The 14,258-nt window shown below is 71.3% G+C and carries 11 protein-coding genes and 3 pseudogenes; 10 read left to right on the top strand and 4 right to left on the bottom strand.

Annotated features, from left to right (window positions below; genetic code table 11):
* Window positions 1–42 precede the first annotated feature (42 nt).
* From BMG523DRAFT_RS12395 to BMG523DRAFT_RS12385, 3 genes are all read left to right on the top strand, one after another.
* The gene (locus tag BMG523DRAFT_RS12395) at window positions 43–1,689 is read left to right on the top strand and encodes an amidohydrolase (RefSeq protein ID WP_083494818.1); all 1,647 of its coding nucleotides are present in this window, start codon (window positions 43–45) and stop codon (window positions 1,687–1,689) included.
* 316 nt (window positions 1,690–2,005) lie between these two features.
* Window positions 2,006–3,598 carry an apolipoprotein N-acyltransferase gene (lnt, locus tag BMG523DRAFT_RS12390; RefSeq protein WP_235463110.1) on the top strand — a complete coding sequence of 531 codons (1,593 nt, stop codon included), beginning with the start codon at window positions 2,006–2,008 and terminating at the stop codon, window positions 3,596–3,598.
* Window positions 3,599–3,650: 52 nt separating this feature from the next.
* A complete protein-coding gene (locus BMG523DRAFT_RS12385; protein WP_023841325.1) occupies window positions 3,651–4,586 on the top strand; it encodes a polyprenol monophosphomannose synthase in 936 nt (311 codons plus the stop codon).
* Window positions 4,587–4,873: 287 nt separating this feature from the next.
* Here BMG523DRAFT_RS12385 and BMG523DRAFT_RS12380 read toward each other — a convergent pair whose 3' ends face one another.
* A complete protein-coding gene (locus BMG523DRAFT_RS12380; protein WP_011436684.1) occupies window positions 4,874–5,224 on the bottom strand; it encodes an RNA polymerase-binding protein RbpA in 351 nt (116 codons plus the stop codon).
* Window positions 5,225–5,320: 96 nt separating this feature from the next.
* Here BMG523DRAFT_RS12380 and BMG523DRAFT_RS12375 point away from each other — a divergent pair, with 96 nt between their 5' ends.
* The 5 genes and pseudogenes from BMG523DRAFT_RS12375 to BMG523DRAFT_RS12350 all read left to right on the top strand — a co-directional run bounded on the left by BMG523DRAFT_RS12375 (window position 5,321) and on the right by BMG523DRAFT_RS12350 (window position 8,305).
* Window positions 5,321–5,839, top strand: coding sequence for a hypothetical protein (locus BMG523DRAFT_RS12375; protein WP_011436683.1), 519 nt, complete (start codon window positions 5,321–5,323; stop codon window positions 5,837–5,839).
* Window positions 5,836–6,255: a peptide-methionine (R)-S-oxide reductase MsrB gene (msrB, locus tag BMG523DRAFT_RS12370; protein ID WP_011436682.1), complete on the top strand. Its 420-nt coding sequence runs from the start codon at window positions 5,836–5,838 to the stop codon at window positions 6,253–6,255. Before BMG523DRAFT_RS12375 ends, msrB begins: the two co-directional genes overlap by 4 nt.
* Before the next feature lie 581 nt (window positions 6,256–6,836).
* A pseudogene (locus BMG523DRAFT_RS12365) lies at window positions 6,837–7,259 on the top strand (DUF5753 domain-containing protein); the annotation flags it as partial.
* 12 nt (window positions 7,260–7,271) lie between these two features.
* Window positions 7,272–7,490 (top strand): annotated as a pseudogene (locus tag BMG523DRAFT_RS24515) (DUF397 domain-containing protein); the annotation flags it as partial.
* Window positions 7,491–8,053: 563 nt separating this feature from the next.
* Window positions 8,054–8,305, top strand: a complete 252-nt coding sequence (locus tag BMG523DRAFT_RS12350) for a hypothetical protein (protein ID WP_023841324.1) — start codon at window positions 8,054–8,056, stop codon at window positions 8,303–8,305.
* A gap of 39 nt (window positions 8,306–8,344) precedes the next feature.
* Here the strand turns inward: BMG523DRAFT_RS12350 and BMG523DRAFT_RS12345 are convergent.
* Together BMG523DRAFT_RS12345 and BMG523DRAFT_RS12340 are read right to left on the bottom strand one after the other, a co-directional pair.
* Window positions 8,345–8,836, bottom strand: a pseudogene (locus BMG523DRAFT_RS12345) (recombinase family protein); the annotation flags it as partial.
* A gap of 91 nt (window positions 8,837–8,927) precedes the next feature.
* Entirely contained in the window at window positions 8,928–9,326 is a 399-nt protein-coding gene (locus BMG523DRAFT_RS12340) for a hypothetical protein (protein WP_011436677.1), read from the bottom strand.
* A gap of 237 nt (window positions 9,327–9,563) precedes the next feature.
* Between BMG523DRAFT_RS12340 and BMG523DRAFT_RS12335 the strand changes: the two genes are divergently transcribed.
* Window positions 9,564–9,911 (top strand): hypothetical protein, encoded by a 348-nt coding sequence (locus BMG523DRAFT_RS12335; RefSeq protein ID WP_011436676.1) that lies wholly within the window; start codon window positions 9,564–9,566, stop codon window positions 9,909–9,911.
* Window positions 9,912–10,101: 190 nt separating this feature from the next.
* On the opposite strand, the gene BMG523DRAFT_RS12330 is transcribed toward BMG523DRAFT_RS12335, so the two are convergent.
* Window positions 10,102–11,010 carry an acyl-CoA desaturase gene (locus BMG523DRAFT_RS12330; RefSeq protein WP_011436675.1) on the bottom strand — a complete coding sequence of 303 codons (909 nt, stop codon included), beginning with the start codon at window positions 11,008–11,010 and terminating at the stop codon, window positions 10,102–10,104.
* Window positions 11,011–11,554: 544 nt separating this feature from the next.
* Between BMG523DRAFT_RS12330 and BMG523DRAFT_RS12325 the strand changes: the two genes are divergently transcribed.
* Window positions 11,555–14,212, top strand: a complete 2,658-nt coding sequence (locus BMG523DRAFT_RS12325; RefSeq protein WP_011436674.1) for an RNA helicase — start codon at window positions 11,555–11,557, stop codon at window positions 14,210–14,212.
* Window positions 14,213–14,258 lie beyond the last annotated feature (46 nt).

The following is a 14,258-nucleotide window of genomic DNA, read 5'->3' as shown; positions in this document are numbered from 1 at the left end:
CGCTCACCGCACCAGGGCACGGCCACCGCCCGGATCGAACAGATGGATCCGCGTCACGTCCAGGGCGGCAGACTCACCACCGTGACCGACGACGCCCCCCGACCCGCCCGCACCATCCTGTACCGGGGCGGGCGCATCCACACCCCGGCCGACCCGTTCGCCACCGCGATGCTCACCGACGGCGACACCATCGCCTGGGTCGGCTGCGACGCCGCCGCCACCCATCTCGACGCCGACACCGTCATCGACCTCGACGACGCCCTGATCACCCCCGCCTTCGTCGACGCCCACGTCCACACCACCGCCACCGGCCTGGCCCTGTCCGGCCTCGACCTCACCGGCACCCCCACCCGCGCCGCCGCCCTGTGCGCCCTCACCGCACACACCCACCGCCACCCCACCACCACCCTGTTCGCCACCGGCTGGGACGAGACCACCTGGACCGACGACCCACGCCCACCCACCGCCACCGACCTCGACCGCGCCGCTGGCGGCGCGGTCGTCTACCTCGCCCGCGTCGACGGCCACAGCGCGGTGATCTCCTCCGCGCTCGCCGCCGCATCCGGCGCCCCCCACCACCCCGGCTGGCACCCCGACGGCACCGTCACCGGCCACGCCCACCACCTCGCCCGCCGGACCGCCGACGCCACCCTGACCCCCACCGGGCGCCGCGACGCCTGGAACACCACCCGCACCCGCGCCGCCGCCCTCGGCATCGTCGCCCTGCACGAGATGGCCGGACCCGACATCTCCTCCGCCGACGACCTCGCCGGCCTGCTCGCCCACGCCCGCGCCGTCCCCGGACCCGACATCGTCGGCTACTGGGCCGGGGACATCGCCACCGCCGTCGAACTCGGCACCGCCTGGGGCGGCGACGCCTTCGTCGACGGCTCCCTCGGCTCCCACACCGCCGCCCTGCACACCCCCTACGCCGACACCCCCCACATCCGCGCCACCACCCACCTCGACGCCGACACCATCCGCGACGCCGTCCTCGACTGCGCCGACGCCGGCCTACAGGCCGGCTTCCACGCCATCGGCGACGCCGCCATCACCACCGTGCTGGACGGCCTCGAAGCCGCCGCCACCACCCTCGGCCACAACCAGATCACCGCCGCCCGCCACCGCCTCGAACACGCCGAAATGACCACCCCCGACCACCTGCCCCGCATCGCCGCCCTCGGCCTCGTCGCCAGCGTCCAACCCGCCTTCGACGCCCGCTGGGGCGGCGAGAACGGCATGTACGCCACCCGCCTGGGCCCCACCCGTGCCGCCGCCATGAACCCCTTCGCCGCCATGAACCGCGCCGGCATCCCCCTGGCGTTCTCCTCCGACGCCCCCGTCACCCCCCTGGACCCCTGGGGCGCCATACGCGCCGCCGTCACCCACCACACCCCCACCGCCCGCCTCTCCGCCCGCGCCGCGTTCACCGCCGCGACCCGAGGCGGCTGGCGCGCCGCCCGCGCCGACACCGACGGCCACGGCACCCTCGCCCCCGGCGCCCCCGCCACCTACGCCGTCTGGGCCGTGCCCGGCGAACTCGTCGCCCAGGTCCCCGACGACCGCATCGCCGCCTGGTCCACCGACCCCCGCGGCGCCGTCGCCGCCCTGCCCGACCTGTCCGCGCCCGCCCCGACCTGCCTACGCACCGTCCTGCGCGGCCGCATCCTGCACGACACCCTCACCTGAACACCGGCCCCGCCCGACCTGCCCACGCACCGTCCTGCGCGGCCGCGTCCCCCTCGGCTTCGAGTCAGCTTCGAGCGTCAGGGCCGCCACACGCCCGCCGACCAGGACCGGCGTGCTCAGCACGACCCGTGTGACCGAAACTGGTCCAGTGACCCCACCGCCCGCCCGCCCGCCCCACCAAGCGGCCGGTGACACGGCCCCCATCCCACCAGCCGTCCCCGAACCGCGCGTGAACGGCGAACCACCCGTGAACGGCGAACCAGGCATGGGCCCGCGGCCAGACCCGGCGGACCCGCAACCCACCCTGAGATCCACCTTGAGATCCACCCTGATCCGCCACACCCGACGCCCACTCGCCGCGCTCCTCGGCGGCGCCCTGCTCTACCTCGCCACCCCACCGGTCGGCTGCTGGCCCCTGGCCCCCGTCGCGGTCACCCTGCTCACCCTCGCCGTCCGCAACCGGCGTCTGCGCGCCTCCTACGGCCTGGGACTGCTGTTCTCCCTCGCCTTCTGCATCCCCCTCCTGCGCTTCGTCTCCTTCGTCGGCGCAGACGGATGGCTCGTGCTCTCCCTCGCCGAAGCCGCCATCCTCGCCCTCGTCGCCCCCGCCACCACCCTCGTCTGGCGGCTACCCGGCGCCTGGCTGTGGACCGCCGCCGTCTGGGTCGCCCAGGAAGCGCTGCGCAGCCGAGCGCCCTTCGGCGGCTTCCCCTGGGGACGACTCGCCTTCACCCAGCCCGACAGCCCCTTCACCGCCCTGGCCGCCCTCGGCGGCGCCCCCGCCGTCACCGCCGCCGTCGCCGCCACCGGCGCCCTGACCGCCCTCACCATCGTCAGGATCACCACCCCCGCCCGCGGCACACCCACCCCCCGCACCCTCCCAACAGCCGCCACGGCCCGCCGCCTCGCCGCCCCCATCCTCGGCACTGCCGCCCTCACCCTCACCGGCCTGCTCGTACCCCTGCCCATCGCCCCCGAGCACGGCACCCTCACCGTCGCCGCCATCCAGGGAAACGTCCCCGCCGACGGCGGCTACCGCGCCCTCGGCCGCGCCTTCCAGGTCACCGCCAACCACGTCACCGTCACCAGGCACCTCGCCACCGACGTCACCACCGGAACACACCCACAACCCGACCTCGTCCTGTGGCCGGAGAACTCCTCCGACCTCGACCCCCTCACCAACCCCGCCGTCGCCACCGCCCTGCGCGCCGCCGCCCGCACCGCCGGCGCCCCCCTCCTCGTCGGCGCCGTCCTGGGCGGCCCCGGACCAGGCCACCTCCGCAACGCCGGCATGATCTGGACCGCTGACGGCTTCACCGGCCAGATGTACGTCAAACGCCACCCCGTCCCCTTCGCCGAATACCTCCCCGGCCGCGCCCTACTCGAAAAACTCATCCACCGCTTCGCCGACGAGATGCCCAGCGACTTCCTCGCCGGCACCACCCCCGGCGCGCTCCACGCCGCCGGCACCACCATCGGAGACATCATCTGCTTCGAAGTCGCCTACGACGGCCTCGTCCGCGACACCGTCAACCACGGCGCCGATATCCTCGTCATCCAGACAAACAACGCATCCTTCGGTCGCAAAGGTGAAAGCCAACAGCAACTCGCCATGTCACGTCTGCGCGCAGTCGAACACGGCCGGGCCACCGTCCAGGTCTCCACCAGCGGTGAAAGCGCCCTCATCACTCCCGACGGCACCCTGCTCGCCAAAACCGGCCTCTACGAAGCAGGCATCCTCACCGCCGCGCTACCCCGACGCACCACCCGCACCCTCGCCGACCAGGCCGGGATCCTCCCGGAGGCGGTTCTCATCGCCCTCGGCCTGACCGCCATGATGGCAGGGGTGATCCACGCCCGGCGAACCCGTCCCACGGCCCGGACCGTGACACCGCCAACACCGACATGACCGCCAACACCGACATGACCGCCACCCCGTAGCCGGCACACCACCAAACCCCATGACCCCGCGAAACGACACCGACAGCGCCACCCACCGTGACGCCACCCGGGCAGACACCACCGCGGACATGGTCCCTGACCAGGAGAGGAAGCGCGTGGATCCCAACCGCGTTGTCGTCTGCGTCCCGACCTACAACGAACGGGACAACCTACCGGACACCGCCCGCCGCCTGCGGACGGCCAACCCGACGGTCGACCTGCTCGTCATCGACGACGCCAGCCCCGACGGCACCGGGAAGATCGCCGACGAACTCGCCGCCTCCGACGACCACATCCACGTCCTGCACCGCGAAGGCAAATCCGGCCTCGGCACCGCCTACGTCGCCGGGTTCTCCTGGGCACTACACCACGGCTACACCGTCATCGTCGAAATGGACGCCGACGGCTCCCACCAACCCGAGCAGCTACCCCGCCTGCTCGCCGCCCTCGACCACGCCGACCTCGTCATCGGATCCCGCTGGATACCCGGGGGAGAGGTCCGCAACTGGCCGCGGCGCCGCTTCCTGCTCTCCCGCGGCGCCAACCTCTACGTCCGCGCCGCCCTCGGCATACCCCTACGCGACGCCACCGCCGGCTTCCGCGCCTACCGCGCCGACGTCCTCCGCGACCGCGACCTGCACCGCGTCACCTCCCAGGGCTACTGCTTCCAGGTCGACCTCGCCTGGCAGGCCTGGCGCCGCGGCTTCCGCGTCCGCGAAGTCCCCATCACCTTCGTCGAACGCGAACGCGGCACCTCCAAGATGAGCAACGCCGTCGTCGCCGAAGCCCTCTGGCGCGTCGCCTGGTGGGCCGCCACCACCCGACGCCACCGCCCCACCCCGAAGACAACCACCGACACCACACCCCACGAGCCCCTCCACACCCCCCAGGACCGCAACGTCACCCAGGACCGCAACGTCACCCAGGACCGCAACGTCACCTCCGGCCACGCCTGAATCCGACGCCCACCGGCCGAACCGGCCCCCCACCACCGCCCAACACCCGACCGCCCAACACCCGACCCGAGGCCGCACGCAACCAGTCGGCACAACACGATGCGACACCCGGCCGGACCCGACGCGGCCACCACGGCCGCCCGGGCACGGCTCAACCCGCCCCGTGCCCGGCAGCCCACCCCACGAACACGACACAACGAACCGACCGCGGACACGGCGAAAGGTCGGACACGGCAACCACCCCGCGCCCGACCCCTACCGCACAACCACCCAAACGATCAGGCCGATCAGGCTGAACGCCTGTCCGTACCGGCACCCCGCAGAACGGCCAACCGCTCCGCCAGGACCTCTTCAAGGTCATCCGTCGTCCGACGCTCCATCAGCATGTCCCAGTGCGTACGCGGCGGCTTCGCCTTCTTCGGCTCAGGCCGCTCACCATCGACGATGACCGACGCCCCACCACAAACCCTGCACTCCCACACCGACGGCACCTCGGCCTCAGCCGCGAAGGGCATGGTGAACTGGTGGCCGTTCGGACAGTCGTAGGACGCGGACTGCCGTGGGGCAAGCTCGGTGCTGCGGTCAGTCTCGTAGGACACAGCACCGAGACGGCTTCCCCGCAGGATGCGCTCGCCCATATAACTCCTCCGAGCGTCGAGACGTGTGCAACTACCCCTCGATAACGTTCCAGCCAGCCCAGGCGTTCCCACCGACGAAGGACCACCAACACAACCATGAACACCCAACGCTCCCACTCCACCACAAAATACCGCACCGCCCACTCCCGAACCCTGCACACCACCACCCTCGGCATCACCCGCGCCACCATCGGCATCCTCGCCCTCAGCCGCCCCGTCGACATCATCCGCCTCACCGGCGTCGACCGCGTCACAGCCGGCAGACTCGCCTGGCTCGCCCGACTCGCCGGCATCCGCGACCTCGCCCTCGGCACCGGCCTCCTCCACGCCCTGATCACCCGCCGCGACACCACCACCTGGCTGTGGACCGGAATGATCGCCGACGCCGCGGACGTTGCCGTCCTTGCAACCGCCACCACCCGCGGCGAACTCCCACCCATGATCGGCACCGCCATGACCACCGCCGCCCTCGGCGGCGTCACCGCCGCCGTCCCCCTCGCCCTGCCCCGACACCACCCGAACACCGACCCACCACCGACCATCGACACCGGGGGAGAGCACCACCACCCCGCCCCACCCACTCCCACCCGCAGAAAGGCAGCCACGACACCATGACCGACCCCCACGACACCACCGGACCCGACAAAATCGTCAAGACCGACGAGCAGTGGCGCGCCGAACTCGACCCCGAGCGCTACGCCATCCTCCGCCGCGCCGCCACCGAACCCCCCTTCACCGGCGCCTACACCTACAGCAAAGAAAACGGCACCTACCGCTGCGGCGGCTGCGGCGCCGCCCTGTTCACCTCCGACACCAAATACGACTCCGGCTCCGGCTGGCCCAGCTTCACCCAACCTGCCGTCGCCGACGCCCTCGAACTCGTCGAAGACCACTCCCACGGCATGATCCGCACCGAAGTCCGCTGCGCCCGCTGCGGCGGACACCTCGGCCATGTCTTCGACGACGGACCCGGCCCCACCGGCCAGCGCTACTGCATGAACAGCCTCGCCCTCGACCTCGACCCCCACTGAAGCCGCCTCCAGGTAAACCGTTTCCCCCGCAGCCCGGGCTGCCAGGCACAGGGAAGCAGGGCCCACACCTCGGCGGGTTCACGCCGGGCCCTCCCCCACCCACCAAAAACGCCGATAATGAGCATTATGTCAAGTAGAGCTGGTCGCAGGGCCTCCCCTCCTCGGCCCCGGGCCGCTCAGCCGCAGTTGATTCACCGGCCCGGCTGAACGTGACACACCTCGACCGGTGGCGTCCCCGGCCAGCGATGTCCCCCATCCGGATGCCGCCGGTCAAACCCGGCCGTCACCGGCCATACGAGGCTTCCATGCCTACCAATGATCAACTTGGCTTGATCTGCCTTTACTCCCCCGGTGCTGGTTGGTGTTTTTGTTTTTGATCATGGCATGTGAGATGTCGTCAACACTGTTGATTATCTTGAAGTGAATGTGGGGGACCTGGGCACGGTCCGCGGTCCCCCAGCGGACCGTCACCGCCCATGCCTTGAACAGCTCGGCAGCCGCGCCCTGGATGACGGCGTTACGGGCGAACCTGCCCCGGGCCGCCTCCGGGACGGCGACGTTCGCCGCCGCGTCGGGATCGTCGGGATCGTCGGGCGGGTCGGCAGCGGATGCTGCGGCGACCTGGCGCTCCGAGCTACGAGCTGCTGATCGACGAGGCCGCGGTCCGGCGACCGTCCGCGCCGCCGCCGGTGATGCGCGAGCAGCTCGCGCATCTGGCGGCTCGGGCCGACGAGGAGAACGTCACGGTGCGGGTGCTGCCGATCGAGGCGGTGGTCCGCGACTACCAGACGTTGCCGGGAGCGCTGTCGCTCTACACCTATCCCGATCCGGGCGACCCGGTGGTGGCGGCGATCGAGTCCATCACCACCGACGTCATCGTGACGGATTCCGCGCAGGTCGCACGGTACGCCGAGCGGTACGACCTGCTGGCCGAGGTGGCGCTGTCCCCCGGCGACAGCGTCGAGTTCATCAGCCAGGCCGCGACGAAGCTGCCTGACCGTTAGGAAGCGACCACCATGAACAGTGCCGTGAGCACCCCCGCCTTCGCCTCCCTCGTCACCGCCTGGCGCAAGTCCAGCCGCAGCGAGCCGACCGCCAACTGTGTTCAGGTGGCCGCGGCCGGGGCTGGCGCGGCCCGCCGGATAGGCGTCCGCGACTCCAAATTCCCGTCAGGCCCTGATTTGTGGTTCACCCCGGCCGTCTGGGCGGCCTTCGTCGACCAGACCAGGCGGCAGCCCGGCGCGCAGATCCGGGACGGCGGCGTCATCACCGGGCACATTCCGGCCGAGCAGGTCCCAGCGGACTTCCACAGGGACGACAAGGTCTTCGAGCCGGGACGGCCGGCGATCACGATGCGCGGTACCGCCGGTTTGGATGGCCCGGTCCTCTACTTCACCGAGGTCGAGTGGGAGGCCTTCGTCGCCGGCGTGACGGCCGGCGAGTTCGACGACCTGCCCGGCGGCCTGGCGGAGGAGCCAGGGCGCCCCAGCCGGTAGCGTCACCGACGTCCCAGCCGTCAGGGGCCGCAGCCATTCAGAGGGCTGCGGCCCCTGACGCGTTCTCGCGTCCTTTCGCCCCGCCGCGCGGCGCCGAAACCCGTTGGGGCTTGTCACATTCGGTCCGAACTCGGATACTGCCCTCACGATGTGCGTTGCTGCACTGTGCAGAGCTGTGCGCAGTGATACGCACTGGCAGTCCGGGGAGGCCTGGCGTAAGCGGGCGTCACCGTCGTGGCAGAGGCCGCGTTCCAGGACCGGCTCTGGACCCCCATCTGGAACCGCTCACCGCCCACGCCGACGTGCGAATCATCCGCTGCACCGTCGACGCCGCCGTCGCCCACCAGCGGATCACCACCCGCGCCGGGCTCGATCCCCACCGCACTGCCCACGGCGACCGCGACCTCCTCGACGACATCGCCGCCGGCCGCCACTCTCTGGATGGCTTCGTCGACATCAGCCTGGACCTCCCGCGGCTCCCCGTCGACACCAGCGACGGCTACCGCCCCGGTCTCGACACCATCGCGGCGTTCCTCACCGAGTCCGTCCCGTGAGCGCTGAGCCGTCGGACGGGTCTGGCAGGCCGTGTCGACTCAGCCCGCGGCAGCTGCCGTCTCGGTGGCGCGCAGGTAGCTGTACACCGTCTCGCGGCTGACGCCGAACTCGCGGGCCAGATCGGACTTCTGCTCGCCGGCGGCGGCGCGCGCGACCAGATCCCGGGCCTGGCCCGGGGTCAGGGCGGGCTTGCGGCCGGTGTAGGCGCCGCGCTGCTTCGCGGCGGCGATGCCCTCGCGCCGGCGTTCGAGGATCAGTGCGCGCTCGAACTCGGCGAACGCGCCCATGACGGACAGCAGCAGGGTCGCCATCGGCGAGTCCTCGCCGATGAAGGTCAGGCCCTCCTTGACGAACTCGACCCGCACGCCCTTGGCCGTGAGGGTCCGCACGATGCGGCGCAGATCGTCAAGGTTGCGGGCGAGGCGGTCCATCGAGTGCACGAGCACGGTGTCGCCCTCGCGGACAAACGCGAGCATCTCGTCGAGCTTCGGCCGATCGGCATCCTTCCCGGACGCCTTGTCCGTGAACAGCGGACAAACGCGAGCATCTCGTCGAGCTTCGGCCGATCGGCATCCTTCCCGGACGCCTTGTCCGTGAACAGCCGCTCGGCCTCGACCCCGTCTAGGCGAGCGGCACGCGCGTCGCGGACCGCGCCGACCACCAGACCCAGCGGGGTGCCAGCAACGCCTCGATCCCGGCGAGCACCCGCGCGGCCTGGCCGGCCCCGGCCAGGGGAACCGCGAGCCGCACCACGCCCGGCGCCACCGCACCGCCCGCCCCACGCGGGCCGTCCCTACCCTTCAGACCCTCCGGGCTGTCCGCACCCTCCCGACCGTCCGTGTCCTCCCGACCGGTGCCACCGCTCACCGTGGGCGCGGACGCGGCCCGGGGCCGGTAGGCCACCCCGAGGCCGGCTCCGCCCAGCGGGACCAGGGCGAGCAGATCCCGGCGGACGAACCCGTCGGCCCGCAGCCGGGCGAGCAGGCCCGACTCCGGGTAGGACGGGGATGCCGACGTCACTGGTCGATTCTCACCGGCGGGTCCGACAGTTCGCGCCCCTCCGGGACGGTGCTCACGGCTGTCGGGCCAGTACTCACGGTCGCGGTGCCAGGGTCCACGGCACCCCCGGCGGCCAGTGGCAGCCCGGTGACGCGACGCGCCCGAAGAGCTAGAAAGCCGAAATGCCCACGTTGGAAACGTTGAGCGGCAAGAATCCGACGACGGGAGATCGGAACCTTCGCGGGAAGAGGCGGTTTCATGGCAGGACGGGACAGCGAGTACGAACGCCCCATCCTGCTCAGCTGCGGCGGCTGCGACGTGCGCTGGACGGCGCTGACCGCGGCGCACTGCCCGTCCTGCCACGAGACCTTCGCCGGCACCACCACCGGCTTCGACGCGCATCGGGTGAAGGGGGCCTGTCTTTCCCCGGAACGGGCCGGGTTACGCCGCGACCGCGGATACTGGCTCAGCGGAGACGAACAGCCGCCCGGCCGCATCCTGCGGGTCTCCGACCGGCAAGGCGGTTCGGCCGGCCCCGCGGGCGCCCGCGGTGGCGCCGGAGGCGGGGCCCGAGGTGGCGCCGGCACGGTACGGATGGCCGGCTGACCGAGCCCTCCCCCTTGTGTTCCCCGGCTGCGGTCCCGCAGCACCCGGACGCCGTCGCAGACCGCTCTCCCCCGTCCAGGGACGCTTCCGTTGGGGTAAAGGGGCCCGGCAGTGAAGATTCGACCGAGATGGCACGCTTAAAGCCCATGCCGGTTTTTTCCGGCCAAGCTATGACGTTCGACGTCGTTTCTCAACGCCCCGCGCCGGCGTCCACTCGGCGGGCGGCGATCCGTTTGGCGGTGGGCCACCGCACGTCGTGCGCCCAGCCGAGCTTCTCGAACAGGCGGATGAGTGCGGCGCTGGGATCGATCTGGCCGGGCAGGACGCCGTGGCGGGCGCTGGTGGGGTCGGCGTGGTGCAGGTTGTGCCACGACTCCCCCAGCGAGGGTATGGCCAGCCACCACACGTTGCTGGAGCGGTCCCGGGCCGCGAACGGTCGGGTGCCGATCGTGTGGCAGATCGAGTTGATGGAGAAGGTGACGTGGTGCAGCAGCGCGATACGGACCAGCGCTCCCCAGAACAACGCGGTCGCGGCCCCGGCCCAGGACATGCTCCACAGGCCGCCGACCAGCGGCGGCAGCAGCACCGAGGCGGCGACGAGCCAGGGGAAGCGGGCCGAGATCGCCGCGATGTCCCGATCGGCGAGCAGATCCGGGCAGAACGTCTCCGGCGCGGTCCGTTCCGGGTGGAAAAGCCATCCGACATGGGCGTGCAGGAACCCTTTCGCCAGGCCCCTGCCATGATGACCGAAACGCCACGGTGAATGCGGATCAGCTGCCTGGTCGGAGTATTTGTGATGCCGCCGGTGGGCCGCGACCCAGTCGGTCACCCCCATTTCGATGGCGAGGCTCCCGGCGACGGCGAGGATTATCCGCAGCGGCCGACCGGTCCGGAAGGAACCATGCGTGAACAGCCGGTGGTAGCCCACGGTGACACCGAATCCGGTGATCAGGTACATGACGGCACCGATGACCAGGTCGTGCCAGCCCAGCCCCCACCCCCAGGCCAGCGGGACCGCGGCGAGCAGGGCAAGCAGGGGCACGACGATGAAGAACGCGAGCAGAACCTGCTCGCCGAGGGTCTTCGACTGGTCCGCCACGTCGGGACGGGTCGACCGCCTCGGCCCGGTGGCCCTGGCCGGGAGCGGCGGCCCCGACGGCAGGGTCGGGTCGGGGCGGGACCGGCCCGGCGGACACCCGTCGTAGTCACCGGGCCGGGATGCTGCGACGCGCGCCGCGGCAGAACCGAGGGTGCCCGATCCGAGGGTGCCCGATCCGAGGGTGGTCGTGGGGATGGATTTGGCCGTACCGGACGTGGTAGCCGTACCGGACGTGGTGACGGTAGATTTTATGATAACGGAATCGGTGCTGCCGGATACAGCGGCAGAGGCGGCGATGGCCGACTGCAGTTCGGATTCACGGGACACGTGTTTCCCTCCGTGTCTGGGGGATTGTCAGTGCTACCTGTGGTCGGTTTTCCGGATCGGGGCGTTGGTGCTACCCGCCAGAACCGGGTTGGGTGTACCCCCGCATCGAGGCGCGGAAAGCGGACTTCACGAACACCGTCCGTCCCGGGTAGCAGAGCGTCACGGGCCGCCCACCCGAGAGCCGTGGGCGGCGTTCGTCAGGCACGATCGAACGACCATGACACTCACCGACCACCTTCCCCCGACTTCCGGCACCGGCCATGACGGCGAACGGGCCGCCCACCCGAAGGACCCCCACCCGAAGGACCCCGACTCGAAGAACCCGGACCTGACCGGCCCCGACGACGGGCCCGGCGGCGGGCCCGATCCCGACGCACTCTATGACGCGTTCACCAGGTGGGTCGCAGAGCAGGGGCTGGAGCTGTACCCGGCGCAGTCCGAGGCGCTGATCGAGATCGTCTCGGGGTCGAACGTGATCCTGGCGACGCCGACCGGGTCGGGCAAGAGCCTGGTCGCGGCGGGGGCGCACTTCGCGGCGCTGGCGGCGCGGCGGCGTACCTTCTACACCGCGCCGATCAAGGCGCTGGTGTCGGAGAAGTTCTTCGCGTTGTGCGCGATGTTCGGCGCGGCGCAGGTCGGGATGATGACCGGGGACGCCAGCGTGAACGACACGGCGCCGATCATCTGCTGCACGGCGGAGGTACTGGCGAACATCGCGCTGCGCGACGGGGTCGCCGCCGACGTCGGTCAGGTCGTCATGGACGAGTTCCACTACTACGCCGACCCCGACCGCGGCTGGGCCTGGCAGGTGCCGCTGCTGGAACTGCCGCACACCCAGTTCATCCTGATGTCGGCGACGCTCGGTGACGTGTCGCTGTTCGAGGCGGACCTGACGCGGCGCACCGGGCGCGAGACCACGGTGGTGCGCTCCGCGCAGCGTCCGGTGCCGCTGTTCTACCGGTTCGTCACCACGCCGATGCACGAGACGATCGGTGAGCTGCTGGAGACCCACCAGGCTCCCGTCTACGTCGTGCACTTCACCCAGGCGCAGGCGTTGGAACGGGCGCAGGCGCTGATGAGCGTGAACGTGTCGACCCGGGCGGAGAAGGACGCGATCGCGAGGACGATCGGGAACTTCCGGTTCACCGCCGGGTTCGGCAAGGTGCTGTCCCGGCTGGTCCGCCACGGCATCGGGGTGCATCACGCCGGAATGCTGCCGAAGTACCGCCGGCTGGTGGAGCAGCTCGCCCAGGCGGGGCTACTGAAAGTCATCTGCGGCACGGACACCCTGGGGGTGGGGATCAATGTGCCGATCCGCACGGTGGTGTTCACCTCCCTGTCGAAGTACGACGGGAGCAGGGTGCGGCTGCTGTCGGCACGGGAGTTCCATCAGATCGCCGGGCGGGCCGGGCGGGCCGGCTACGACCCGGTCGGCAACGTCGTCGTGCAGGCCCCCGAGCATGTGATCGAAAACGAACGCGCGTTGGCGAAGGCCGGGGACGATCCGAAGAAGCGGCGCAAGGTGGTCCGCAAGAAGCCCCCCGAGGGCAGCGTCGGGTACGGCCTGGCGACGTTCGAACGGCTCATCGCGGCCGAACCCGAGCCGTTGACCTCCCAGTTCACCGTGAACCACGCGATGCTGCTCAACGTGATCAACCGGCCGGGGGACGCGTTCGCGTCGATGCGCCACCTGCTCACCGACAACCATTCGGATCGCGCCACTCAGCGCCGGCTGATCCACCGGGCGATCGCGATCTACCGGGCGCTGCTGGCGGCCGGGGTGGTGGAGCGCCTCGACACCCCCGACGAGCTTGGCCGCGGCGTGCGGGTGACGGTGGACCTGCAGCTCGACTTCGCGCTCAATCAGCCGCTGTCCCCGTTCGCGCTGGCCGCGCTGGAGCTGCTCGACCCGGCCTCCCCCTCCTATGCGCTGGATGTGCTTTCGGTGCTGGAGGCGACCCTGGACAATCCCCGGCAGGTGCTGCACGCCCAGCTGTCGAAGGCGAAGGGGGAGGCGGTCGCGGCGATGAAGGCCGAGGGCGTCGACTACGACCGGCGGATGGAGCTGCTGGAGGAGGTCAGCTATCCCCAGCCGCTGGCGGAGCTGCTGGGCGCGGCGTTCGGCCTGTACCGGCGGGGGCATCCCTGGGTCGACGACTACGAGCTGGCGCCGAAGTCGGTGGCGCGGGAGCTCTACGAGCGGGCGATGACGTTCGCCGAGTACGTGGCGTTCTACGGGCTGGCCCGCTCCGAGGGGCTGCTGCTGCGCTACCTGGCCGACGCCTACAAGGCGCTGCGCCAGACGGTGCCCGAGGACGCCCGCACCGAGGAGGTCGTCGACCTGACCGAGTGGCTGGGGGAACTGGTCCGCCAGACCGACTCCAGCCTCCTCGACGAGTGGGAGCGGCTGAGCAACCCGGCCGGGGACGGCGCGGGCGCCACGGCGGGCACCACGGCGAGCGGTGGTGGCGTCGACGAGCGGCCACCGGCGGTCACGGGCAACATCCGGGCATTTCGGGTGTTGGTGCGCAACGCGCTGTTCCGCCGGGTCGAGCTTGCCGCGCTGCGCCGCTACGACACGCTCGGCGAGCTCGACGGCGGGTATGACGGCGGGTTCGACGCCGACGGGTGGCGGGCGGCGTTGGAGCCGTACTTCGCCGAGCATGGCGAGATCGGCACCGGTCCGGACGCGCGGGGGCCGGGTCTGCTCATCCTCGACGAGAAGCCGGGGACGCCGGGGACGTGGACGGCGCGACAGATCTTCGACGACCCGGCCGGGGACCATGACTGGGGCTTCAGCGCGGAGATCGACCTGACCGCCTCGGACGAGGCGGGGGTCGCGGTGGTCCGGGTCACCGCCGTCGACCGATTCTGACGCCCGTAAAGGAACACGAAATCCGCCCCCACTAGGGTATTTGGTA

It is taken from the genome of Frankia sp. BMG5.23, from assembly GCF_000685765.2.
Lineage (GTDB): Bacteria > Actinomycetota > Actinomycetes > Frankiales > Frankiaceae > Frankia > Frankia casuarinae.
The sequence above is the reverse complement of the archived record's forward strand: the minus strand, read 5'-3'. Positions and strand labels throughout refer to the sequence as shown.